The organism is Enterobacter cloacae complex sp. ECNIH7 (assembly GCF_002208095.1).
Classification (GTDB): Bacteria; Pseudomonadota; Gammaproteobacteria; order Enterobacterales; family Enterobacteriaceae; genus Enterobacter; species Enterobacter cloacae_M.
In genome coordinates this window covers 2298426-2323021 of record NZ_CP017990.1, presented here as the reverse complement: position 1 = coordinate 2323021, position 24596 = coordinate 2298426, and the positions used below count along the sequence as shown (strand labels likewise).

Below are 24596 nucleotides of genomic sequence, written 5' to 3'. Positions count from 1 at the left end.
AGAGTAGCGAACATCAATGGAAAAAAGAAAAAAACCGACACTTGAACGGGCAACCTGGCCGACGCGCCACGCCATGGTCATGCACGGGCTGGCGATGAACCTGCCGTGGCTGGCCTTCGTGAATATCAGCTTCGCGGTGATGATTCTGCTACGACACGTTTTGCTTAATACCAGCGATCCCCTTTATCCCCACTCGCCGCAGCTGACGAGAATGGTCGATGCCTCCATGCTCGGCATTATCATCCTCTCAGCTGCGCTGATCCTCATGGCCTGGCGACGCATCGCCGGCATTAGCGTGGTACTGTTTATCTGCAGCGCCATCTGGTCGGTCTCCTGCTTTTGGTTTATCACCCAGCTGCTGCTCCCGCACGTCTGGCCGCTGTGCGTCATTTTATTACTCGCTGGCTTAACGGCGCTCTATTTTTATCCTGAAGGGCTACTCGCCTTTGTGCTCCCGCTCTGGATCACCCTGCCGGTAGCAAGCTGGATACGGAACGATGGCCTCAACCTTCACTTTTTTGTTATCTGGAGCGTCTTTACGCTGATCCTGATCTGCGGGCGTTTCATCCTGCTGAGCTGGTTTGACGAGGCCTGGCGACGTAACCAGCAAAATCAGCTGCTGATCTCCAGGCTGGATGCGCTGGCGCATCAGGATCCGTTAACCAAAACCGCCAATCGCCGGAAAATGGAAGTGGTGCTGGAGAACGCGGTTGAGCAGAAAAAAACCTTCTCGGTGATCATGCTGGATATCGACTATTTCAAACGCTACAACGACACCTACGGGCACCAGGCGGGTGACGACTGCCTGACGCGCGTGGCGCGGGTGCTTAAGCAGTCGGTGCGCACGCCTGATGATGTGGTGTCACGCTACGGCGGCGAGGAGTTTGTGGTGATCCTGTTTAACTGTCCGGAAAACATCGCAGAAAAGGTGGCCTTACGTATTCAGGACGGCCTGCGCACAGAAGCTATACCGCACAGCGCGTCAACCGTTAGCGATCGTGTCACCGTGAGCATGGGGATTGCAAGCATGGCGGAAGGGTTAGCGGGCACCGAGATCATCGCCCGCGCCGATGCGGCGCTGTACCGGGCGAAAGAGGCCGGGCGGGATCGGTGGTCGCTTTAATTAAAGCCGGGTGGCGGCTACGCCTTACACGGCCTGCAAAATTCGCCCGGTGCGGCTGGATGCCCTCACCCTGACCCTCTCCCATGGGAGAGGGAACAAACACTAAAAAGGCAACCTCCAGGTTGCCTTTTGCTTTTACTAGTAGCGCACGCAAACCGATTTGGTTTCACACCAGCCGTCCAGCCAGTCCGGACCGAAGTCACGTCCGGTGCCGGACTGCTTCATGCCGCCGAAAGGCAGGTTGGCGTCAATCAGCGTATGGCTGTTCACCCAGACGGTGCCCGCCTGCAGCCGGTCGGTGTACTCCAGCGCCTTGCTGATATTCTGCGTCCAGACGCTGGCAGTCAGGCCATATTCGGTGTCGTTTGCCAGCTGGAGCGCCTCTTCCCCGTCGGCGACGCGTACCAGGTTGACCACCGGGCCAAACACCTCTTCACGGGTCAGGCGCAGTGAGGCATCCGGGTTCACCACCAGCGTAGGCGAAACGTAATAGCCTTTGCCTTCCGGCCCCCGGTTACCGACGATCAGCTCCGCGCTGCGCGACTTCGCTTCGTCAAGGAAGGTCTGCACCTTGTCGCAGTGCGCGCGCGACACAAGCGGGTTGATAAACGCCTCCGGCGACATGCCCGGCCCGACGCTCAGGGATTTCACCGCCTGCTCAAACCCGCTGACCAGCGTGTCAAACAGCGGCGCTTCAATATAGATGCGCGAGCTCGCCGCGCACACCTGCCCCTGGTTCAGGAAGCTGCCGGTCATCAGGCCTTCGATTACCCACGCCGGGTCCGCGTCTTTCAGTACAATGGCCGGGTTTTTCCCGCCCAGTTCCAGAGTCACCCCGGTTAGCGTATCCGCCGCCGCGCGGGCGATTTGCTTACCCGTCGCCGTTGAGCCGGTAAAGCTCACCTTTGCAATATGCGGATGCGAGGTCAGCGCTGCGCCGCACACCGCGCCGCTCCCGGTCACCACGTTGAACACCCCGTCCGGAATACCCGCTTCGCTTGCCAGCTCCGCCACGCGCAGCATGGTCAGCGGCGTGGTCTCTGACGGCTTGATGACAATAGAGCAGCCGGCGGCCAGCGCAGGCATCACTTTCCACATCCCGATCATCAGCGGGAAGTTCCAGGGCACAATCCCGGCCACCACGCCAACCGGCTCTTTACGCGTCCACGCCTGATAGCGGGCGCCCTGCGGCAGCGGAATGGAAAGGTCGAGGGTCTTACCCGAAATTTTGGTGGTCAGCCCGGCGGTATAGCGCATCCAGTTCAGGGTGCAGCCGACTTCAAACATGCGGGAAATGTTGATGGATTTGCCCTGCTCCAGCGTTTCAAGCTGGGCCAGCTCCTCGCTGTGCTGTTCAACCAGATCGGCGAAATGAAGCAGGATCCGCTCGCGCTCCGCCGGCAGTTTTCCGGCCCAGCTGCGGGCGACAAACGCGCGCCAGCCGGACATGACGGCACGATCAACGTCGTCGACGCTGGCATCGGCAGTCGAGGCAATGACCTCGCCCGTGGCCGGGTTGAAGACGTTCAGCCGCTTTTCACTGTCCGACGCGGCCTGACGCCCTTCAATCCACAGGCCATGCTGTCGGTCTAAAAATTGTTGTACGGCAGGCTGAATGGCCACCTGTGATTCAGACATAGGATACTCCTTCGTTATTCTTCGCAGGGTGTCCATCCAGTCTAAGTGTGGTTTTACGTTCTCGCTTTTGTCTCTGTGACATTCGCTTTGCCACCTGTGACAGGCTCCGCAAATCGCGATAATTGCCGCTTATATCGCTGTTACCGGTGAGTGTTCTTTCCTATAGTCAGCCTCATAGCTCTGACAAAATGCAACACAAATGCAACAATGCGAAAACGTTGACGGTGCAGTGAGAGAAACGATGGCGTGTGCAAGCGAGCAGGAACAGTATCAGCAGTGGCTGGCGCAAATTAACCAGGTTTGCGGGCGTTTTAACGCGCAGCCCACCGGGGGGAAATTCTTCGGCGAGCTGGAGACCAGCTATGCGCGCAGCCTGAAGCTCAGCACCGTGACCGCAGGCGGGGTTAACCTGTTCCGCTCCCGTCAGGAGATCGCTCAGAGTAATGATGCCTGGTTCTATACCGTGTTCCAGCTCGAAGGCAGCGCGGAAATTGAGCAGGATGACCGTCGCGCGCTGCTCAGAACCGGTGATATCACGCTGATTGACGCGTCGCGTCCCTGCTCGATCAACTGGCGGGAAAAATCCCGCCAGATTTCGCTGCTGGTTCCCCGTCAGATTATTGAGCAGCAGTGTCGTTTCCAGGAGATAAGCTGCGCGACCGCCCTTTCCCGCACCTTGCCCACGGTACAGCTGAGCCATCGCCTGCTGATGGAGAGCATGAGCAATGCCGACCTGAGTGACCGTGAAAGCGAAGCGGCGCTCGAGGCGATGATCTGTCTGCTGCGCCCCGCATTCCAGCAGCGTGAAATCATTCAGCCGCGCAAGGAGCGCCAGTTCCAGCATGTGGTGGCGCTGATTGACGACCATATTCAGTCTGAATCGCTGCGCCCGGAATGGATTGCCGCCGAGAGCGGCATGTCCGTGCGCAGCCTTTACCGCATGTTTGCCGAGAAGGGGCTGGTGGTGGCGCAGTACATCAAAAACCGTCGTCTGGATCTCTGCGCGCAGGTGCTGCGCTCTGCAGGCGACGATGAAAAGCTGGCGGGGATTGGCTACAGCTGGGGGTTCACCGACCATAGCCATTTTTCTACGGCGTTTAAGCAGCGTTTTGGCGTCTCGCCGGGTGAATACCGCAGGCGCTACCGCTAACTACTTTTTGAGCCATTTTCCGTTAATGCCCTTCACGTATTCGCCCGGCTGCGCGCGGGCAACCAGTTTCTGACCGGCCATTTTAGCCACTTCATCGACCGGCAAATTATTGCTGTCAGCCAGCTTCTGGTAGTTTTCCGCGCGCGCCGCATTGATACGATTGACCAGCGCCAGCGTTTCCGCGTCCTGTTGAATCGGGGCAAGATAGCCGCTGAGGGTTTCCCCCACGCGCCCCTGCGCCCGGGCATCGTTTAATGTCAGCGCAGCCGCCTGCACGTTCATCCCCAGCGCCAGTAAAATCAGAGCTAATCGTTTCATGGCATCCTCAGAACAGATCGCTGCGCGATTTCAGCAGGGTTTCAACGTCTTTATCGACCTTAATATGGATTTCATGTTCGATTTTGACATTCATATTGATGGTAATCGGCTCCTTTGGCGCAGCGACTTCAATGCGCGGCGTACAGCCGGTCAGTAGCGCGGCAACGGCAACGGTGAGCACACCAGCCATCTTTTTCATTGTTGTTCCTCACTTTCCTTGCCAGTCAAACTGCGGGGAGCAGGTATCGCCGCATGTTGCTCAAACCAGGTTTGCAGGTTGTCCCCAAAGCGCAGGCTGCGCCAGAGGGTAAAGACATTCTCATCATGGGTATAGTTCAGGTTGACGGAGCTGCTTTTGCCATCCACCCGGCTGGTCCCCTTGATGGTCGCCTGCATGGTTAATTCACCCAGATTATCTAAATTGATTTTCGTCCACGAACGCGAAATTTCCATATAGCGGAGCCAGTTAATCGCCGCGCCCGCCACCATATTGTCTTTGACAATGGCGTCGGCCGTATCTTTGTCGATGCGCAGCGTCATGGGCCCCGGGTTGGTCAGCCAGCCATCTTTTATGATCCATTTTTCATTGTCCAGCCAGAACGGCAGCGCCCCGCTCACCGGCCCTGACATGGCAAACTGTTTCGGATTAACGGCGCTGATCAGCTCGCTGGAGGAGATATTGTCCACGCGCAGCAGGGCCGGATCGTGCTGAGGCATCCGCAGCTGCTGCATGGTGATCTTCCCACCGAGGGTTTCCACCTTCACGTTGGTGAGGAGCAGCGGATTGTCCTCCGTCCAGGGATAGTCCCCCTGTAGATCGGCGGTAATGTTGCGCGCGGTCACCAGGTTTTCCACTTCGCCAATGCGCAAGGTGACCGGACCGCGCGTGCCGAGGGACCAGGTTCCCTCGCTGAATCGGAACGGCAGCACAAAATCGACGCCGTTAATCTGGTTATCCGGCATCCAAACGCTGCCGGATTTCAGCACGCCGTGCCCGCCCGCCTCAAAGCCCTGATCGGTCGCCGCCGAGAAGGCGACCTGCGCGTAAAGCTCCCCGTCGCGCAGCGTCATTTTCCAGTCCGGCGGGATCAGCGGCTGGAAGACGTTGAGCGACTGTTTCGGCCACCAGGCCTGCCCGCGAAGGCGCACGCCATCCCAGCGTCCGTTCACCTGTACCGGGCCGATTTTGTCCGCATGGAGGTCGCCCTTAAACTGGAAAATGGTCGGGTCGGTACCGTCGACGCTGAAGGTCAGGACCGAGGGCGGCAACGCGCTGCCGCCGGAGAAACGGGTTTGCCCGGCGTTGAGCGACAGCGCGCCGCTGAAGGCCGGTTTTTCGGGGTCACGAAGCCAGCGCACCGGCCGATCCAGCACCAGACGCGGCTTGCTGACCTCCATCGTGCCGTACTGGAGCTTGTCAAAACCGGTGGAGAGCGCCGTCAGCTCAATAAGATTGTCGCGCCACTCGCCTTTCCCGGCGACATCCCAGCGGGCATGCATCGGCGTAAAGCCGCCTTTTCCCCAGTAGCGCCACTGCCACAGACCGTTATCAGGTAAAAAGTCGTTGGCCTGGCCGTCCAGGTGGAGTTCAAAATCACCCATCTGGTTTTCATGAGCGCGCAGAATCGCCTGTAATCGACCGTCCACGCCCTTCTGCGTCAGCTTCACGCCCGCCAGCGGCCAGCGGATTTCATCGATATCGAGTGAGTCAATGATGCGCCCGCGCGAGCGGAGCAGCGCGCCCGGCTCAAAGGCCAGCTGCGGTTCATACAGGCTGCCGGTCAGCGTTGCGGGCAATTTGGCGTAAAGAATAAGATCGTTTTGCTTCGCCTCGCCGCTCAGATGCAGGGGCATGTCGCTGTTTTCCATGCCGAGCCTGCCGGGCCCAATGTTCAGTACCGCGTTGCCTTTCCCCGCATCGCCTTGAGTAAGCACATTCAGCCGTCCGGTCAGGGTGGTTTTATCGAGCCCCTGCTGCCAGTTGTCGGCGCGAAGAGACACCCGGCCGCTCAGCGGCATCCCCGAGAGATCCCAGTTCCAGCGCCCGTCGCTGATGTTCAGCTGCTCCGCGGTGACCTGCCACGGCAGGTCGAGCAGCGGATCGGGATTGTCCCGCGCCATCACCACCAGCTGTCCCTGATTGTCTTCCCAGTCCAGATCGGCATCGACCAGAGACGTTAACTGTGGCACGTTAAAGGTCGCGACCGCGTGGCCTTTCACCGGCACGCCATCCGGCACCAGCGGCAGGGTAAACTCGCCTACCAGCTTAATCGGCTGCGGCTGGTCCGGGAGCTGTACATCGAACTGGCTGACCGAGAGCGTCTGACCGCGAAGCGTGCCTTTAATGCTGACCTGCTCGCCTTTATAGGCGATCTCCTGAATGGACGGCGTCAGCGACGCATGTAGCTCGCCCTGCCACTGCTGCCAGGGCGACAGCGTCAGACGGTGAACCGTGATCCAGGTATTCGGTAATACCGCCTGCCACTGTGCCAGCGTTTTGGGGGCGACCGTTGAGGGTGCAGACTGGGGAATTTTGCTCAGACAGACGGAATTGAGATCCAGCGCGCCGACATCCAGCTTCCAGCGGTTCGGATGTGACAGCGTAACGTTATCGATGCGGGCAATTTCGCAGTCTTCAACCAGATAGCGAAGATCGGGGATCACCAGCGCGTGACGGGTAAGTTTCGGACTCTCTTCGAAAGCGATGCGCGTCCCGACGGGAAGCCAGATCCCGGCGAGCGTCGGTACCCACTGGGCGAGCGTCATCAGCAGCGTCAGCGGCAACAGTATGAACAGCAGTAAAAGCGCAAGAGCGGCTTTGTATTTACCCTTCATGGGCAGTTAATATCCTGATTTAGCGAAAGAATTAAGCCGGCAGTGCCGAACATTGTCGCATGTTTAGCGGTTGAGTTGAAGTTAACGCCAAGATTAAGGATAGATGCTGGAAATAGTATGAGGTAACTTTTTTGCTATGCGTAACCTAAAGAACACATTTTATATTCAGTGGGTTACGCATCATTTCAGGCGTAAAAAAGGGAAAACACTGCGAAACTAATACCTTTTCCTGGGCATTGCCAGCAGGTAAAGCATAGCGAATATCAATGACCCCCAGTACACCGAATCGTACCGCCAGGGATCAAAATCGATATGTAAAAAACCGCGAACAAACTCATAGCCGTTGGCAAAAACGTTAATCTGGATGGCTGCAATGGCTATCACAAACAGCGTATAGGCAATGAACAGTGGGTATTTTCTTAGCCGGGTAATCTTCTGTTTCCCGAAATATAACAAGAAAAAAACTACTATAGATACAATGAAATAGTACAAAGCGGGCAGCATTGGCGGAGATAAGGACAACCCCAGTTGTTGCGACATGCATCATTCTCCCTCTTTATCAGAAACTCACCCGGTTCCTAATATCGTCCCATCACATCCAGAAGGATTGCAGTTTTCACACCCTCTTGCCATTCTTTAACGTAATTCAGACAGGCTTTTTTCGCATCCTCAACCCACTGCATTTTTCTCTACACGCCTTAACCAGATTCACGCCAAAGATTCCTCGTAGCAAGAATATCATGGAGTTAGGGTGCACATATGCTCTAGAATAATTGATAGAACTTATTGAATTCAATAATATTTTATAAATTGTAAGATAATTTTAATCATGCTAACGTGAATGCAAAATCACTGGAGAAAGTCTTATGAAACTCGCGGTATATAGCACAAAGCAGTACGACAAAAAGTATCTGCAACATGTTAACGAGGCTTACGGGTTTGAGCTTGAATTTTTCGACTTTCTGCTGTCCGAAAAAACCGCCAAAACGGCGCACGGCTGTGAAGGCGTCTGCATTTTTGTTAACGACGACGGCAGTCGTCCGGTGCTGGAAGAGTTGAAAAAACAGGGGGTGAAATATATCGCCCTGCGCTGCGCGGGCTTTAATAACGTGGACCTCGACGCGGCGAAAGAGCTGGGTCTGAGGGTGGTGCGCGTCCCGGCGTACTCCCCGGAAGCGGTCGCGGAACATGCGATTGGCATGATGATGTCGCTCAACCGTCGTATTCACCGCGCTTATCAGCGTACCCGTGATGCCAACTTCTCGCTGGAAGGGCTGACCGGCTTTACCATGTACGGCAAAACCGCGGGCGTGATCGGCACCGGTAAAATCGGCATCGCCGCCCTGCGCATTCTGAAAGGCTTCGGCATGCGTCTGCTGGCGTTCGATCCGTACCCGAGCGCCGCTGCGCTGGAGCTGGGCGTGGAATACGTCGACCTGCCGACCCTGTTCTCGCAGTCTGACGTGATCTCCCTGCACTGCCCGCTGACGCCGGAGAACTACCACCTGCTCAACCAGGCGGCGTTTGACCAGATGAAAGATGGCGTTATGATCATCAACACCAGCCGCGGTGGGCTGGTTGACTCTCAGGCCGCTATCGAAGCGCTGAAAACCCAGAAAATTGGCGCGCTGGGAATGGACGTGTACGAGAACGAACGCGATCTGTTCTTTGAAGACAAGTCGAATGATGTGATCCAGGACGACGTGTTCCGCCGCCTGTCTGCCTGTCATAACGTGCTGTTTACCGGACACCAGGCGTTTCTGACTGCCGAAGCGCTGATCAGCATTTCGGAAACCACGCTGGGTAACCTGCAGCAGCTGGAAAAGGGCGAAGCGTGCCCTAACGAACTGGCGTAAGCGTGACGCCGGGTGGCGTCTATGCCCCACCCGGCGTACTGTCTGTTTCCCAGGTCCGGTGCGCAAAGCACCACCATAGCAGTACGGCCACCAGCGCAATCGCGCTCAGGACGCTGAATGCTGTGGCAAATGAGTAATGACCCGCAATCGTGCCGGTTAACGCCGGGCTCATGGATGCCCCAACCCCCTGCATCAGCATCACCACGCTCTGCCCGGCATTGACGTGCCCGCTCCCGCGCAACAGCACCACGATAAACGACGGTACCGCGACGCCCAGAATCCCTGCGGCCAGCCCGTCGAGGATTTGTACCGGGATCATCATGAGCGGCGCGTCCGTAGACGCCGCCAGCGCCGCGCGCACCGGCATCACCAGCAGCGCCAGCATAATTAAGCGCCAGTAGCCGTAGCGGTCTATTCGGTTAGCGACCCAGATGGCGACGGGGATCATCACGGCCTGGGAGATGATAACGGTGCCCGCCGCGTACAAACCGGGGTTTATCGAGGCGGGCGCCGCGGCCACCCTCATGCTCAGCATCGGCAGCAGCGCGGCGTTCGCCAGGTGAAACAGCAGCAGCGTCAGTCCGGTCACGAACAGCGCCCGGTTTTTTATCAGCACGGCAAATCCGGGAACCGGCAGGCTCGCTGAAGAGGACAGCCCGCGCGCCGCGTCGTTGTCGATATCCCCGTTGCGAATGGCAAGCAGCGCGCAGAGCGTTAACAGCGTGGTACAGGTCACCAGCAGGAAAATCCCGCCGACGCCCCAGTACCACGCAATGCCGCCTGCAATCAGTGCGGTAACAAAGTTGCCGCCGTGATTGAACGCCTCATTTTTGCCCATCTGCGCGCTGAACCCGCCCTGACCGGTCAGCCCCAGGGTAATTCCGGCGATCAGCGGACCGACAAACGCCGCACAGATACCGGTGACGATTTGCGAAACAGCGACAATGCCGCTCTGCTGGCTAAACCAGAGCAGGAGCGTGCTAAGGGTGATGAGCAGGCACACCAGCGCCAGCACGGTCCGCTTGCTGCGCGAGGTGTCGGTGATGAATCCCGCCGGCAACGTAGCGAGTAGTCCCGCCAGCCCACCGGCCGTCATCAGGATGCCGATATCATCGGGGGTCCAGTGGCGTTCGGTCAGAAAAATACCGAGAAAAGGACCGAGGCCATCGCGGACATCCGCAATGAAAAAACTTGTCAGGCACAATGCCCGCAGCGAACGAAGAGACATACTTCCTGCCTTTGTCTGTTATCGCCTGTAAAAAAGAAAATGTAGTATACCGGGTATTTTTGAAAATCAGATGACGTCTTAAAAAAACATGCTTTCCGAACTTAAACAATTCATAACGGGGTCTGTTTTTTCGCTTTACTCATTATCGCCCCTGACTATACTGGCAATAAATTTTCACAGGAGTCCTTCGTTGGAAAGTTATTTTATCGTCGATACGAAGGTAAGCTAGCGCGATTTTCTCGCTGCTTACCTGGAACGGTGGGCAGCAATCCTCTTTAAGCGATTGTATCCCGACACAGTAAGAACCACTCAATTTGTGGGGAATCGCATGTTCATGTTTACTCATTCACTCTTTCCGCCACCGTTGTCCTGACACGCTTAGCATTTAAACGGCGTTATGATGTGCTTAGCAAAGCACTGACGCTTATTATTTAATAACGTTAACAGGCGACAGGCTGATGTTCCCTTATATCTCTCATCTGCTCGCAGCGATGCTGCTGGGCGCAATTATTGGCGCGGAAAGACAGTGGCGCCAGCGTATGGCCGGGCTTCGTACCAATGCACTGGTTGCCACGGGTGCGGCAGTGTTCATTCTAAGTTCGGTATCGACTTCTCCTGATAGCCCGGGGCGAATCGCAGCGCAGATCGTCTCCGGAATCGGCTTTCTTGGCGCAGGCGTCATTATGCGTGAAGGAATGAATATTCGTGGTTTGAATACCGCCGCAACGCTGTGGTGCTCGGCCGGAATTGGCGTACTGTGCGGATTAGGCCAGTTCTGGAATGCCGCCATGGCCAGCCTAATTATTCTCTGCGCTAACATATTGCTTCGCGAAGCCGCGCAGCGAATTAATCAACTGCCCGTGCTTCATGAAGGCGAAAAATGCTATGTCCTTAAAATCACCTGTAATGATGAGCATGAAGATGCGGTGCGGCAAAGCGTCGTAAACATGGCGAAAGAGTTGACGTTAAGTCTGAAAGCGATTTATTCCGCTACTGCGCAAGCAGAAGGTAAAACTGAAATTCGCGCGGAGGTGATGACCCGGGAGGAATACCGAAAATTACTCGATATGATTATGGGGAATATGGGCGGGAATAAAATTATCGCGTCCGTCAGCTGTCACGCAATATAAAGCCTAAACCGGGCGTTACGCCCGGTTTAGGCTTTGCCGTTTAGCCGGAAACGAACGGTGACGCGGAGATATTCATAAAGCTGTGCTGATTTTAGCCAGGCGTTTCATCATTTCCGTCGTCAGGAAGAGCTGCTCGCTGCCCACAAGATGGGACAATTCTTGTTTAGCGGATTGCCAGACCGGGATGAGCTCCTCGAGCAGACGCCAGCCCTCAGCTGTCAGGATGAGTCGTTTCCCTGCACGTCCACGGCCTCCAGCCGAGTCGATAATGCCGCGCGATTCCAGACTGCGGATATTTCGACTCAGCGTGGTCGCATCCACCCCGGCTCTGGCGGCGAGTACCGCAACGGTTTCATTTGGGGAACCCCCGATGCCAACCAAAAGGCTGAACTGCTCGGCGGTCAGCTCAAACGGTCTGAAGCAGGCATTGTAATAGCGCGTAATAGCCCTGGCGGTAGCGCGCGCCTGAAATGCCGGGCAGACTTCCGGGATGGTCTTCAACAGCGCAACATCAATGTTGTTCATCATTTCATCTCGACAATCAATGCTAAAGTTAATACTGTATATACATTATTTGTCATGCTTATGGAACGCCTATGCCAGCCTTTGTTCATATCAACTTACGCGTTATTGATCCAGCCAGACAGGCCAGCCTTGCCCCCCGCTTCACGTCTGCATTAGAAGAGGCAGGAGGTAAAATCGTTCATTTTGGTGCTGTCGCACAGCTCCTGGAAGGGGAAGTGGAGCCGTTACCCTATGCGGGCATTTTTGAATTCCCTACCCTGGAGCTGGCCCTTGCCTTCTATCATTCGGAAAAATATGCGCCGATTAAGGCTGAACGCCAGCTCGCTCAGGAGGCGAGAATGTTCATTGTCACGACGGAATGACGGAATGACGGAATGACGGCCAGGTTTCACTGTACGCCTATCACATAACCGAAATTTGTACCCGTTATGACAGCTTGCTCTCTGTTTTCCTGAAATTAACGGTCTACCCTGAATTGTGTAAAAAACACTCAGGAGGGACAAATGTATAATTCAATTTTGGTTCCAATTGACATTTCGGAGGATAGCCTGACGCACATGGTTATCCCCTTCGTTCAGGCACATACAGCACTTAACACAGCTAAAGTTCACTTTCTTACCGTCATTCCATCGCTTCCGTATTATTCATCATTAGGCCTGGCCTATTCGGTAGAAATGCCGAAGCTGAAAGAGTTCCAGCACGCGGCCTTAGCGAAGCTGGATGAAATCGTTAAGCAATTCAAAATTCCTCCAGACAAGGTACAGACTCACGCCGTGACGGGATCTCCAAAGGATCAAATCCTTAAGCTCGCTGACACGATCGATGCCGACCTGATTATCATCGCTTCCCACAAACCTGACATATCGACGTATCTGTTGGGTTCGAACGCTGCGGCAGTGGTTCGGCATGCGAAATGCCCTGTCCTGGTCGTGAGATAGAAAGCGGCGTTACGCTCGTGGATACGAACGGATAGCGGATAACAAAAACCGGGCACGAAGCCCGGTTTTTCATTTACGCAGCCCTGAGTGAAAGCGCGATTTAGAGATTTACTCTGTTGGCGTTTAAATTTAAGTCCGTAATGGCGGCCGGTTTTCCAAGTAAGTAGCCCTGAACTTCATCACATTTATTCTTTTTTAGAAAAGACAGCTGTTCGGCGGTCTCCACCCCTTCTGCGGTTACCGCCATGGAATAGGCTTTCCCCAGGTCGATAATTTTCTCCACGACTGACTGGTTCTGCGGCGAGTCCCCCAGGGTAAAAATAAAGCTCTTGTCGAGCTTAAGCCCGTCAAACTGAAACTTCCGCAGATAGCTCAGTGAGGCATAGCCGGTACCGAAATCGTCAATCAGAATGCGGACGCCCATTTTTTTGAGAGACTTCATGGTCTGCAAGGTTTTTTCAGGATCGGATAGCGTAACATTTTCAGTCACTTCAATTTCCAGCCGGTTGGGTTCAAGCCCCGTTTCGTGAAGGATCTCTTTTATCCTTTCGGCAAGATCGCTTGCCTGGAATTCGATAGCAGAAATATTGACGGAGACCGATAATCCCGGCAATTTGTCTTTCGTCTCCGTACTGGCTTTGCGTATGACCCAGTTGCTCAGGCTAATAATCAGCCCGGTTTCTTCTGCCAGCGGAATAAACTGATCGGGCATTATGGTCCCCCGAGCCGGGTGCTGCCAGCGCACCAGCGCTTCGACGGCATCAATAGTAGAATACCGGAGGTTATAACGCGGCTGGTAAACCAGGTAGAGCTGTTCTTCGCGAATCGCGGTCTTGAGTTCTAATTCCAGTTTCCTGCGTTCGGTCAACTTTTCCGACATATCCGGGCGGTAATAGACCCATCGGTTTCTGCCGGATTGTTTCGCCTGATACAGCGCAATATCCGCGTAGCGGAGAAGATCGTTTGCGCTGCTGCTATCCCGGGGAGCCAGCGCAATGCCCATGCTTACGCCTATCGCCACATCATTGCCCTCAATGGCGAAAGGACGGTTAAGTTCTTGCACGATGCGACGACACACCTCCTCAATCTGGTCTTGCTGGCTGGTGTTGCCGAGGAGAAGCATAAATTCATCCCCTCCCTGCCGTGCGACAAAATCACCTCGACGAACGCAATCTTTAAGACGTGAAGCGACCTCGCCAAGCAGGGCATCGCCGGTGGAGTGCCCGAAAATATCATTGACGGGTTTAAACTTGTCTAAATCAAGGCAAATCATGGCAAAGGGATAGTGGTTAAGGTCTTCTTTCGCTAACTTGCCAGCCAGAAATTCCTTAATATGATACCGGTTCGGCAGACCGGTTAATTCATCATGGCGTGACAGGAACTCCACGCGTTTTGTTGCTTCAACTTCCTGAGAAACGTCGGTTGCCGCGCCTCGCAACACCACCGTTCCATCAGGCTGAGCAGAAAATTTTGCCAGAAGCGTGCAATATGAGGTGGATTGTTGCGCGTGAGTATAAGGACAGTTTTTAAATTCAAAGCGTTCGGTTAAGTCCCGCTGCCTGGCGCAGTCATGTGATAATCCGCTTGTCGACGGAAAGAGTTCATCTAACCTGCGGCCTATCCATTTGCTATTTTCATATCCCGTTATTGTAGAAAAACGACCCGATAGCCACGTTATCCTTAAAGATAAATCTGTTTCCCAGAACCAGTCGCTGGTTGTTTCACTGACGTCCCGAAATCGTTTTTCACTCGTAATAAGATTCAACCGCGCCTGCTCGAGGAGAAAAGTATTTTCATCAAGCATTCTCGCCTTGTGCATAATATGGCGCATTAATATCACCGTCATCGATACCGTCAGAACGACGGAAAGAATGAGCAATGGCAAAAAATAAATTATTAACGCCTGGCCGGGATTTTCACCGTCCCAGATAATTTTCACATCCCCATTCTGGGTGCTTAAGGTAAATTCTGTCTGATTATTTATTTGAGAAGTGGCTGTAGCGGGAGAAGTACGAACGTTCTGGATACCGGCATCCTGCCCAATCGTGAGGAGTTTTTTAGCCGTTAACTTGTCTATAAACACCATTGTCGACGGTTTTCCGGGCAGGGTTTGCACGCTCGTATCATCGCCCGTCGTTATCCATTCCGCAGAAACAATGGCCGGCACGGAATCGATAAGCGCTAGCACAGAAACCGGCACTCCCTTTTTTATACTCAACTCATGGAGTAAACGGTCTTTGGTTGATTTGTCTAACCAGCGCTCCAGCTCCTGAAGCTTCAGCTTCCCGTCAACGACGCTGTATCGAGTGCTCCCTTCCGGCGAGAGAACAAACACCCCTTCGTAGCCAAAGTTGTCATACAGGGATTTGCCCAGGTTCTGCTTATCCCATGCCCAGTGAACGTCAGTGTTCAGATGAAGATGTTTGTAGGCATCTCCCCACTCGGCATTGTCTTTCAAATGACTTCGCATGCTTTCCTGGCGGGTATCGAGGGCTTTCCTTAACAAAAATTCATCATGCGTGTCGCTGATTTCATTCACATTATCTTTTATTATTAGCAGGGAAATTATTGCCGCAATAAAAATACTTATCAACAACGTTACAATATAGGTAAAGGTTTTATTTATCAGGCCTTTAGAAGGCTCGGTGTCGGTGAAGCCCGGATTGTTCAGAGGTAGGGTCATCTTTCGCCTTCTTAACTGCTACTACGTCGATTTGTATACCACTTTCATTTATCGGCACAAAATAACAAAAATTTATAGCTAAAAATATGAGATTAAAGAATATTTGATTTCTCTAACCCAGATCAAATTATTAATCATTAACTCTTTTACTACCTAAACTCGATAAATTAAATATACTGTTCGAAGTAAGTTTTAATCTCACCTGTTTTATTTATAAAGAACGCATATTAAAACTTTTTTTCAGAAGACGTTACAAGCACGTTGGAGCCTATAAAAAAACCAGGCGTAAAGCCCGGTTCTTTTTTCAGACGAGGCTGGCTCTATTCGCTCAACCCGCGATTTTCCAGCATCGGTTCAATCTTCGGATCGTGCCCGCGCCACTGCCGATAAAGTTCAGCCAGATCCGTGCTGTTACCACGGGACAAAATCGCCTCGCGGAATTTTTGCCCGTTTTCACGAGTCAGGCCGCCCTGTTCAACAAACCACTGATAGCCGTCGTCCGCCAGCATTTGCGTCCACAGGTAGGCGTAATATCCCGCCGCGTAGCCGCCGCCGAAAATATGGGCAAAAAAGCTGCTGCGATAGCGCGGCGGTACGGCGGGCAGATCCAGCCCCTCTTTTTTCAGTGCTGCCGCTTCAAACTCGTCAACGCTCGAAACGGCTTCGCTAATCCCGTGCCAGTTCATGTCCAGCAGCGCGGCAGCCAGCAGCTCCGTCATGTCATAACCCTTGTTGAAATGGGTCGCGTTGAGCATGCTTTCACGCAGCGCCTCCGGCATCGGTTCACCGGTTTCGTAATGGCGGGCGTAGTGGGTAAACACCTGTGGATGGCTGGCCCAGTGTTCGTTGATCTGCGACGGGAATTCAACGAAATCGCGCGGCGTATTGGTCCCGGAGAGCGTGGCGAAACGCTGGCTGGCAAACAGACCGTGCAGCGTATGGCCAAACTCGTGGAACAGGGTGATCACGTCATCCCAGGAGAGAAGCGCAACGCCGCCGTTAGCCGGTTTTTGGTAGTTACAGACGTTGTAGATCACCGGACGGGCAGCTAGCTCGAAGGATTGCTCGACGAAATTCCCCATCCAGGCCCCGCCCTGCTTGGAATCGCGGGCAAAGAAGTCGCCGTAAAACAGCGCCATGCCCTCACCGGTGTGGTCGAAAATTTCCCAGACGCGGACGTCCGGGTGATACACCGGGATATCGAAGCGCTCCACAAAGCGGATGCCAAACAGCTGGCTTGCGGCCCAGAATACGCCGTCGTGCAAAACGGTATTGAGCGCAAAATAGGGTTTGATTTGCGATTCATCGAGGGCATATTTTGCCTGACGCACGCGCTCGGCATAAAAGGCCCAGTCCCAGGCCTGCACGGTGAAACCGCCCTGTTCGTCATCAATCACTTTCTGAATATCGGCCTGCTCGCGCTCAGCACGGGCACGGGCGGCAGGCACAATGCCGCGCATAAAGGTCAGCGCGGCGTCCGGAGTTTTCGCCATCTGGTCGGCGATGCTCCAGCTGGCGTAATCCTCAAAGCCCAGCAGGCGGGCCTGCCGCGCACGCAGCGCCGTAAGGCGGAGGACCAGATCGCGAGTGTCGTTTTCATCCCCTTTCTGGGTGCGCGTCCAGCCAGCGTTGAACAGGTTTTCGCGGGTCTGACGATTGCGCAGCGCGGAAAGCGCGGGCTGCTGGGTCGTGTTCAGAAGCGGGATCAACCAGCGATCGTTTAGCCCTCGCTCCGCGGCAGCCTGCGCCGCGTCGGCAATCTCGCTGGCGCTGAGCCCATCAAGCTGGTGCGCGTAATCCACCACCAGCCCACCCGTCTTATCGGCAGCCAGCAGACGCTGGTTGAACTGGCTGGTCAGGGTCGCCGCCTCGGTATTCAGCGCCTTCAGCTCGGCTTTTTCCGTTTCATTGAGACGCGCGCCGGCCAGGATAAACCGCTGATACGTCTCCTCGACCAGCCGACAGGATTCGGCGTCCAGCGCGGCACGGTCCTGCCAGACGCTCTCCACGCGGGCGAAAAGCACGTCATTCAGCCAGATGTCGTTCGCCAGCGCGGCAAGCTCGGTGGAGAACTGTTCCTCAAGCTCCTGCAGGTACGTATTGGTATTCGCGGAGGTCATGGCGAAGAACACGCTGCTGACGCGCGAGAGCATGGCACCGCTTTTCTCCAGCGCCAGCACGGTGTTGGTGAAGTCCGGCGCAGCGGTTTGGGACACAATGGCGTCTACGTCCGCCCGCTTCTGGCGAAGCGCTTCATCGAAGGCCGGGCGATAGTGGCTATCGTTGATTTCATCAAAATGGGGGGCCTGATAGGGCAGCAGGCTGATGTCAAAAAAGGGATTCGTGGCCGTCATCTTTCGCTCCTGAGTACGGGTATCCTCCCAGAGTAGGCCAGGCCGCCATCCCCTGCAACGCCGTCATACAAATGTTGCCTTAACGCACCCTCTGCGGCCGTGCTATGTTAGTACAACACAAAAAGCGTTGAGGAACAGTGAGATGATTATTTTAGTTACCGGGGCAACGGCAGGTTTTGGTGAAAGCATCACGCGTCGCTTCGTCGCCAACGGGCACAAGGTTATTGCCACGGGCCGTCGTCAGGAGCGCCTGCAGGAGCTGAAGGACGAATTAGGCGACAGCATCCTGACCGCGCAGCTGGACGTGCGTAACCGCGCGGCCATTGAAGAGATGATTGCCAACCTGCCCGCCGAGTGGCGCGCCATCGACGTGCTGGTCAACAATGCCGGTCTGGCACTGGGCATGGAGCCAGCCCACAAAGCTAGCGTTGAAGACTGGGAAAACATGATCGACACCAACAACAAAGGGCTGGTCTATATGACCCGCGCGGTGCTGCCGGGCATGGTCGAGCGCAACCGCGGCCACATTATCAACATTGGCTCCACCGCCGGAAGCTGGCCTTACGCAGGCGGCAACGTCTATGGCGCGACGAAAGCGTTTGTGCGCCAGTTCAGCCTTAACCTGCGTACCGACCTGCACGGCACCGCCATTCGCGTCACCGATATTGAGCCGGGTCTGGTGGGCGGCACCGAGTTTTCCAACGTGCGTTTCAAAGGCGATGACGCGAAAGCGGGCAAAACCTACGAAAATGCTAACGCGCTGACGCCGGAAGATGTGACCGAAACGGTCTGGTGGGTGGCGACGCTGCCAAAACACGTCAACATCAATACCGTGGAAATGATGCCAGTCAGCCAGAGTTTTGCAGGACTTAGCGTCCATCGTGGCTAAATCCGCCCTTCCCGGCCTGCGGGCCGGGTCTGTTTCGGGTTATAAAAGAATGGTAGTATGTTCAGGCTAACTCTCTGAGAAATGACAACTCATGGCCGCTGAATCGCAACTCAATCCCACCCAGCCCGTTAACCAGCAAATCTATCGCATTTTGCGACGTGATATTGTCCATTGCCTGATCCCACCGGGAACGCCGCTTTCTGAAAAAGAGGTCTCCGTGCGTTTTGACGTTTCCCGTCAGCCGGTACGTGAAGCGTTTATTAAGCTTGCTGAAAACGGACTGATTCAGATCCGCCCGCAGCGCGGCAGCTACGTGAACAAAATTTCACTCTCTCAGGTACGCAACGGCTGTTTCGTTCGCCAGGCCATTGAATGCGCGGTGGCGCGCCGCGCCGCAACGCTTATCAACGACAACCAGTGTTACCAGCTTGAGCAGAACCTTCACCAGCAGCGTATTGCGATTGACCGTAAGCAGCTCAATGATTTCTTCCAGCTTGATGATGAATTCCACCAGAAGCTGGCGCAGATCGCGGATTGTCAGCTGGCCTGGGACACCATCGAGAACATCAAGGCCACCATTGACCGCGTGCGCTATATGAGCCTCGATCACGTCTCCCCGCCGGAAATGCTGCTCCGACAGCATCATGATATTTTCAGCGCGCTGGAAAAACGCGACCCGAACGGTGTGGAAAAAGCGATGACGCTGCATCTGCAGGAAATTAGCGAATCCGTGCAGCTTATTCGTCAGGAAAATAGCGAGTGGTTTAGCGAAGAGTAATATTCGCCGCCCCTTTCGGGTGCGGCGGCGTGATTAGCGAACGACTAACACCGGGATCGTGGCGTAGCGCAGTATAGATTCCGCATTTGAACCCAGCAGATGAGTGGTGATGCTCGGATTTTTCGACCCGATGACAATCGCATCATATTCCCCCTCCTTGCTCAGCCTGATAATTTCATCCCGGACGTTGCCAAAACGCACCATGCTATGAATATTCTCTGGGGCGATATCGAAAAGTCTTTTTAACTCGTTCATTTTCTTACCGGATTCTGCGGTCATATACTCTTCAAACTTTTTAATATCGGCGTTGAACCCGCGCAGCAGAGACCGGCTGCTGGCAGGCAGAATGTTGACCAGGGTAATCGACGCGCCCTCTGCCTTCGCAAGGTTTGCCGCGTGGCGAACCGCTTTGTCGCTCAAATCCATTTCAAACACGTCTACAGGCATCAAAATGCTCTTATACATAAGCCTGACTCCTTATTCCGATGAAGGGTTATTTCCTGCACACAGGATGACATCGGGAATATAAACCAACCCTCAACGCTTCCCTGTCGAAACTATCAATTAATGAAAATAATGGTCCACTTTGTAAATTACCGTCCTGAACCGTCAGCGCCAGACGAAATAAAGAAAAAAGTGTGAGTTTGATCAAAAACAAAAACATGAAGCGCGGACAGGCGTATTTATATGCCCCGTGAACGGCATAACCCGAAATAGCGCCGTAACGAACAGGTTAGAGAGGAGAAAATACCATGATGACATACGACCGTAACCGCAATGCAATCACCACCGGCAGCCGCGTCATGATTAGCGGCACGGGCAAAACCGGCGTGATTAAAGCGATCCACAGCGACGGGCTGGATGCCGCGCAGGTGCGCCGCAGCAAAACGGTTGAAGTGGAAGGATGCGAAGGTAAGTTCGAACCGATTGAGTTGATTCGTCTGGGTATGCACTAAGCTGTGCGCAGACATGCCGCCGCGCACGGCGGCATGTGCTGAATTACCGTTGAGACGCGTACTGCGCCACGGTCGCTTTCGCGCCTTTTTGCAGCAGCGTCCGGTACGCGGTCATCACCGCAGCAACGAAGCGCGGCTCCTGCGGTAACTCTTTACCAAAGATGGCCTCAATGCCGAGCAGCGCGTTAACCCGACTTTCCCCTTCCGCACTTCCCTTCACCGCCGCCTGAATCACCGCCAGCTGCGGATCGCTCACGTCGATAGCGTTACCCTGCTCGTCCACGCCGCCAACATAACGCATCCACCCTGCCACGCCCAGCGCCAGCAGTGGGAAAGGCTTCTGATGCACCAGGTGCCAGCGCACGGAGTCCAGCATACGCTGCGGGAGCTTCTGGCTGCCGTCCATCGCGATTTGCCATGTCCGATGGCGCAGGGCCGGGTTGCTGTAGCGGGCAATCAGGAGATCGGCATAGCGACCTAAATCAACACCCTTCACTTTCAGCGTGGGCGCCTGCTCGTTAAGCATCAGCGTATGCGCGGCGAGGCGGTAGTTCTCATCTTCCATACAGTCGTTGATATGCGGGTAACCGGCCAGATAGCCCAGGTACGCCAGGAAGGAGTGGCTGCCGTTGAGCATGCGCAGCTTCATCTCTTCAAACGGGATCACGTCTGACACCAGCTCGGCACCGGCTTTTTCCCACTCTGGACGTCCTGCCACAAAGTTATCCTCGATCACCCACTGGCGGAACGGTTCACAGGCGACCGCCGCCGGATCACGCACGCCGGTCAGCTGCTCAATTTTATCCAGCGTATCGGGAGTGACCGCCGGCACGATGCGATCCACCATGGTTGACGGGAAGGTGACGTTAGCCTCGATCCAGTCCGCCAGCTCGCCGTCTACCGCTCGGGCGTAAGCGCAGGTCACATTGCGCATCACGTGGCCGTTCTCCGGCATGTTGTCGCAGGACATCACGCTAAACGCGGGCAGACCCGCCGCTTTGCGACGCGCCAGCGCTTCCACCACCACGCCCGGCGCGGATTTCGGCTGGTGCGGGTTTTGCAGGTCGGCGACGATAAACGGGTGATCGAGCATCAGTTGTCCTGTCGCCGGTGAGTGGCAGTACCCTTTCTCGGTGATGGTCAGCGAGACAATTGCCACCTGCGGTTCGCACATCGCCGCCAGCACGCACTCCAGCCCGTCGACCTGTGCATGCAGCGCTTTTTTAACCACGCCAACCACGCGGGATGTCCATGCGTCAGCAGACATCTCCGCCACGGTGTACAGGTTATCCTGCGCGTTCAGATCGGCAATCTGCCGCTCGCCGCCAATCAGGTTAACCTCACAGTAGCCCCAGTCGCTGCCGTGCTCAGCGGCGAGGATGTCGGCGTATACCGCCTGGTGCGCCCGGTGAAAGGCGCCAAAACCCAGATGAACAATGCGTGGTTGAAGGCTGTCGCGATCGTACTGAGGCAGCGTCGCGTTGGCCTGTAATAAGGTGTTTTCCATGATTAAGACTCGTTAATTAGAAAGCCGTGGACCGCTGCCGCGCCTTCAGAAGCGGCAGCGCCTGCTGACTACACCAACTAGAATGGCAGTTGGGGTAAAAAAGTAACTGCCATCAACCATACTGATACTGCCGTTTGAGATTTTGATTTATATTAACTTTTGCTCATGTGGTGTGACATACAGCTAAAGTTGTGTGACAGGTCACGCAAGTTATGAACCACTAGCGCCGCGAGGAGACCGCGCCGTAACCCACACTCTCTTCTGGTGCGGACTCCGCTGCGTCTTGCGCCGCGTTCAAATCACGGTCGCGCACTTCCGGCATCAGGATCGCCGAGACCAGCCCAATCGCGGAATAGGCCACCAGCATGGCGACAATCGGCCACCAGGAGCCGGTCATATTGCAGAAGATCCCCGCCAGCACCGGACCAAAGCCCACCGCCACCAGACCGCCCGCCTCTTTCGAGATAGCCATACGGGTAAAGCGATTTCGCGAGCCAAACATCTCCGCCATGGTGATATTTTCCAGCGCAAACAGCCCCAGCACGGCGAAGTTATGGATAACGATGTTCGAGAGCATGATTGTCCCCGGCGCATAGCTCTTATCGACGATGATCGACAGCATCGGATACGCGAGAAGAATGGCGGAGATATTGAGGATAATGTACGGCAGACGGCGCCCTACTTTATCGGAAAGCCAGCCCAGCAGCGGAATGGAGATAAACCCGAGAATGGAGCTTATCATCAGCGCGTCGGTCGGGATGGCTTTATCGAACAGCAGCGTCTGGACTAGATATCCCGCCAGGAACGTCTGGATCAGACCCGAGTTGCCCGCCTGGCCAAACCGCAGGCCGGTCGCCAGCCAGAAGGATTTACTTTTCACCATTGAACCGAGCGAAGTGTCCGGCTGCACGCTTTGCGCGTCGTTCACTTTCTCAAACACCGGGCTCTCTTTCAGGTTCATTCGCAGCCAGATGGCGAAAATCATCACCACGACGCTGGCGAGGAACGGCACGCGCCAGCCCCAGGCAATCAGCTCTTCACGGTCGAGGGCAAAGAACATTACCGCCCAGATCGCCGTTGCGCTCAGCGTCCCGCAGTTTGTGCCCATCGCCACCAGCGAGGAGATAATGCCGCGTTTGCCTTTCGGCGCGTACTCCGCCAGCATGGTCCCGGCCCCGGAGATCTCCGCCCCGGCTCCCAGGCCCTGGATGATACGCAGCGTCACCAGCAGAACGGGAGCAAAAATCCCGATCTGCGCGTAGGTCGGCAGAACGCCAATCAGCGTGGTGCAGATCCCCATCATGGTGATGGTGATAAACAGCACCTTCTTACGGCCAATGCTGTCGCCCATTCTGCCGAATATAAAGGCGCCGACAATGCGTGCTATGTAGCCTGCGCCGTATGTCCCCATCGCGAGGATCAGCGCCATCGCGGCTGACTGCTCCGGGAAGAAGATCTCGTGAAAGACCAGGGCAGCCCCCAGCGAGTAAAGCTGAAAGTCCATAAACTCCAGGGCGGTGCCCAGCCAGCCGGAAACGGCGGCTTTCACCAGATCGGAGGTGGTTCTTTGAGGTTGTGCTTGCGTCATAATGGCTATCTCTGAAGGGTAAGATGCGTACCACATAGAGCCTGTCTGCGCAGGCTCTTAACCGCGTAAATAATTATTGCCCGAACGTGAGCAAGACTTTGCAGCACTGCCGCTGGTCTTTCTCAAACAGCTCAATGGCGTCTGTTACATGGTGATAGTCAAATGCATGAGTGATCAGTTTTTCCGGGTCGATCAGCCCTTTTTTCAGCCAGTCGATGACGACCGGGAATTTGTTGGCATTGAGGCGCGAGGAGAAGATCGCCAGCTCTTTGCCGGTGATGCCCTGCTGGACAATCTGGCTTGGCTCGCTGGAGAAGCCCATCAGCACGATACGCGCCGCCGGAGAGGCCAGGGTTATCGCTTCCTGCAAAATCGCCGGGTGACAGGCGGCATCAATGATTAACGTCGGCTTGATGCCTTTTTCGTCCAGCGCGGCCTGCAGCGACTGTTCGCTGTTATTCAACACCCAGTCCGCACCGCTGCGCTGGGCCATTTTCAGGCGTTCGTCGATGCGGTCAACCACGATAACCTGCTTCACCTTATAGACGCCCTTCAGCGCCTGCACGGTGACCAGCCCCATCGGCCCTGCGCCGTAAACCAGCGCGACGTCCTGCCCGGTGGGGCAAGCCTGTCCCGTCACGTTGGCGGCGATGGTGAAGGGCTCCACCATGACGGCGTGTCTATCCGGAATGTCATCGGGGATAGGCCAGGCATTTTTAGCGGGTACCGCCGCGTATTCGCTGAAGCCCCCGTCGCGGTGTACGCCCAGCACCACCAGCGAGGTGCAGACGTTCGGTTTTCCGACGGAACACGGATAACAGTGTCCGCAGCTGATCACCGGATCGACCGAGACGCGCTGGCCCAGACGGGCGCTGTCTACGCCCTCGCCCACGGCGTCAATCACGCCAAAAAACTCGTGCCCGATCGTGCGTGGATACTTCGCAAACGGGTTATGGCCGCGATAGATGTGGCTGTCCGAACCGCAGATCCCCGCCAGCGTGATTTTAACGCGAACTTCACCCGGGCCTGGCTGCGGAAGTGGCCGCTCTTCAATCACCAGTTCGTTCGGCTGTTGAATCACTACGCTTTTCATCGTTCGC

General features: G+C 55.4%; 22 protein-coding genes. 9 read left to right on the top strand and 13 right to left on the bottom strand.

Features of this window, described 5'->3' with window-relative positions; translation table 11 throughout:
• Positions 1-16 precede the first annotated feature (16 nt).
• Positions 17-1123, top strand: a complete 1107-nt coding sequence (locus WM95_RS11550; RefSeq protein WP_047742015.1) for a GGDEF domain-containing protein — start codon at positions 17-19, stop codon at positions 1121-1123.
• Positions 1124-1261: 138 nt separating this feature from the next.
• Here the strand turns inward: WM95_RS11550 and WM95_RS11545 are convergent, their stop codons facing one another.
• Entirely contained in the window at positions 1262-2761 is a 1500-nt protein-coding gene (locus WM95_RS11545; protein WP_023311568.1) for an aldehyde dehydrogenase family protein, read from the bottom strand.
• A 241-nt stretch (positions 2762-3002) separates the two neighbouring features.
• Here WM95_RS11545 and feaR point away from each other — a divergent pair, with 241 nt between their 5' ends.
• Positions 3003-3911, top strand: coding sequence for a transcriptional regulator FeaR (feaR, locus tag WM95_RS11540; RefSeq protein WP_063409459.1), 909 nt, complete (start codon positions 3003-3005; stop codon positions 3909-3911).
• On the opposite strand, the gene WM95_RS11535 is transcribed toward feaR, so the two are convergent.
• The 4 genes from WM95_RS11535 to WM95_RS11520 all read right to left on the bottom strand — a co-directional run bounded on the left by WM95_RS11535 (position 3912) and on the right by WM95_RS11520 (position 7604).
• Complete coding sequence (locus WM95_RS11535; RefSeq protein ID WP_023311566.1) at positions 3912-4229, bottom strand: YdbL family protein; 318 nt, start codon at positions 4227-4229, stop codon at positions 3912-3914. It abuts the gene before it with no gap.
• A gap of 7 nt (positions 4230-4236) precedes the next feature.
• Positions 4237-4428: a YnbE family lipoprotein gene (locus tag WM95_RS11530; RefSeq protein WP_014169918.1), complete on the bottom strand. Its 192-nt coding sequence runs from the start codon at positions 4426-4428 to the stop codon at positions 4237-4239.
• Positions 4425-7064: a YdbH family protein gene (locus tag WM95_RS11525; protein WP_063408705.1), complete on the bottom strand. Its 2640-nt coding sequence runs from the start codon at positions 7062-7064 to the stop codon at positions 4425-4427. Before WM95_RS11525 ends, WM95_RS11530 begins: the two co-directional genes overlap by 4 nt.
• A 216-nt stretch (positions 7065-7280) precedes the next feature.
• Positions 7281-7604 (bottom strand): hypothetical protein, encoded by a 324-nt coding sequence (locus tag WM95_RS11520; protein WP_063408706.1) that lies wholly within the window; start codon positions 7602-7604, stop codon positions 7281-7283.
• Between the two features lie 326 nt (positions 7605-7930).
• Between WM95_RS11520 and WM95_RS11515 the strand changes: the two genes are divergently transcribed.
• Positions 7931-8920: a 2-hydroxyacid dehydrogenase gene (locus WM95_RS11515; protein WP_023311563.1), complete on the top strand. Its 990-nt coding sequence runs from the start codon at positions 7931-7933 to the stop codon at positions 8918-8920.
• Between the two features lie 19 nt (positions 8921-8939).
• Here WM95_RS11515 and WM95_RS11510 read toward each other — a convergent pair whose 3' ends face one another.
• Positions 8940-10148 carry an MFS transporter gene (locus tag WM95_RS11510; protein WP_088544780.1) on the bottom strand — a complete coding sequence of 403 codons (1209 nt, stop codon included), beginning with the start codon at positions 10146-10148 and terminating at the stop codon, positions 8940-8942.
• Positions 10149-10606: 458 nt separating this feature from the next.
• Here WM95_RS11510 and WM95_RS11505 point away from each other — a divergent pair, with 458 nt between their 5' ends.
• Positions 10607-11278, top strand: coding sequence for an MgtC family protein (locus WM95_RS11505; protein WP_045401161.1), 672 nt, complete (start codon positions 10607-10609; stop codon positions 11276-11278).
• Positions 11279-11350: 72 nt separating this feature from the next.
• Here the strand turns inward: WM95_RS11505 and WM95_RS11500 are convergent, their stop codons facing one another.
• Positions 11351-11806, bottom strand: a complete 456-nt coding sequence (locus tag WM95_RS11500) for a MarR family winged helix-turn-helix transcriptional regulator (RefSeq protein ID WP_231106822.1) — start codon at positions 11804-11806, stop codon at positions 11351-11353.
• Positions 11807-11874: 68 nt separating this feature from the next.
• Here WM95_RS11500 and WM95_RS11495 point away from each other — a divergent pair, with 68 nt between their 5' ends.
• Together WM95_RS11495 and uspF are read left to right on the top strand one after the other, a co-directional pair.
• Positions 11875-12165, top strand: a complete 291-nt coding sequence (locus tag WM95_RS11495) for a DUF1330 domain-containing protein (RefSeq protein ID WP_063408707.1) — start codon at positions 11875-11877, stop codon at positions 12163-12165.
• 141 nt (positions 12166-12306) lie between these two features.
• Positions 12307-12741 (top strand): universal stress protein UspF, encoded by a 435-nt coding sequence (uspF, locus tag WM95_RS11490; RefSeq protein ID WP_023311561.1) that lies wholly within the window; start codon positions 12307-12309, stop codon positions 12739-12741.
• A gap of 100 nt (positions 12742-12841) precedes the next feature.
• Here the strand turns inward: uspF and WM95_RS11485 are convergent, their stop codons facing one another.
• Both WM95_RS11485 and dcp read right to left on the bottom strand, forming a co-directional pair.
• Positions 12842-15424: a bifunctional diguanylate cyclase/phosphodiesterase gene (locus tag WM95_RS11485; protein ID WP_063408708.1), complete on the bottom strand. Its 2583-nt coding sequence runs from the start codon at positions 15422-15424 to the stop codon at positions 12842-12844.
• A 320-nt stretch (positions 15425-15744) separates the two neighbouring features.
• Positions 15745-17778 carry a peptidyl-dipeptidase Dcp gene (gene dcp, locus WM95_RS11480; RefSeq protein WP_063408709.1) on the bottom strand — a complete coding sequence of 678 codons (2034 nt, stop codon included), beginning with the start codon at positions 17776-17778 and terminating at the stop codon, positions 15745-15747.
• Between the two features lie 142 nt (positions 17779-17920).
• On the opposite strand from dcp, the gene ydfG reads away from it, so the two are divergent.
• Together ydfG and WM95_RS11470 are read left to right on the top strand one after the other, a co-directional pair.
• Entirely contained in the window at positions 17921-18667 is a 747-nt protein-coding gene (ydfG, locus tag WM95_RS11475; RefSeq protein WP_023311558.1) for a bifunctional NADP-dependent 3-hydroxy acid dehydrogenase/3-hydroxypropionate dehydrogenase YdfG, read from the top strand.
• A gap of 91 nt (positions 18668-18758) precedes the next feature.
• Positions 18759-19445: a GntR family transcriptional regulator gene (locus tag WM95_RS11470; RefSeq protein WP_063408710.1), complete on the top strand. Its 687-nt coding sequence runs from the start codon at positions 18759-18761 to the stop codon at positions 19443-19445.
• 33 nt (positions 19446-19478) lie between these two features.
• Here WM95_RS11470 and WM95_RS11465 read toward each other — a convergent pair whose 3' ends face one another.
• Positions 19479-19910: a universal stress protein gene (locus tag WM95_RS11465; protein WP_045401170.1), complete on the bottom strand. Its 432-nt coding sequence runs from the start codon at positions 19908-19910 to the stop codon at positions 19479-19481.
• Positions 19911-20197: 287 nt separating this feature from the next.
• Between WM95_RS11465 and ydfZ the strand changes: the two genes are divergently transcribed.
• Positions 20198-20401, top strand: coding sequence for a putative selenium delivery protein YdfZ (gene ydfZ / locus WM95_RS11460; RefSeq protein WP_014883679.1), 204 nt, complete (start codon positions 20198-20200; stop codon positions 20399-20401).
• Positions 20402-20444: 43 nt separating this feature from the next.
• Here the strand turns inward: ydfZ and WM95_RS11455 are convergent, their stop codons facing one another.
• The 3 genes from WM95_RS11455 to WM95_RS11445 form a co-directional block, all read right to left on the bottom strand.
• On the bottom strand, positions 20445-21908 hold the full coding sequence (locus tag WM95_RS11455; protein ID WP_063408711.1) for a mannitol dehydrogenase family protein: 1464 nt from the start codon (positions 21906-21908) through the stop codon (positions 20445-20447).
• 220 nt (positions 21909-22128) lie between these two features.
• Positions 22129-23496 (bottom strand): MFS transporter, encoded by a 1368-nt coding sequence (locus tag WM95_RS11450; RefSeq protein WP_088544779.1) that lies wholly within the window; start codon positions 23494-23496, stop codon positions 22129-22131.
• A 73-nt stretch (positions 23497-23569) separates the two neighbouring features.
• Positions 23570-24589: a Zn-dependent oxidoreductase gene (locus WM95_RS11445; RefSeq protein WP_063408713.1), complete on the bottom strand. Its 1020-nt coding sequence runs from the start codon at positions 24587-24589 to the stop codon at positions 23570-23572.
• Between the last annotated feature and the right edge of the window lie 7 nt (positions 24590-24596).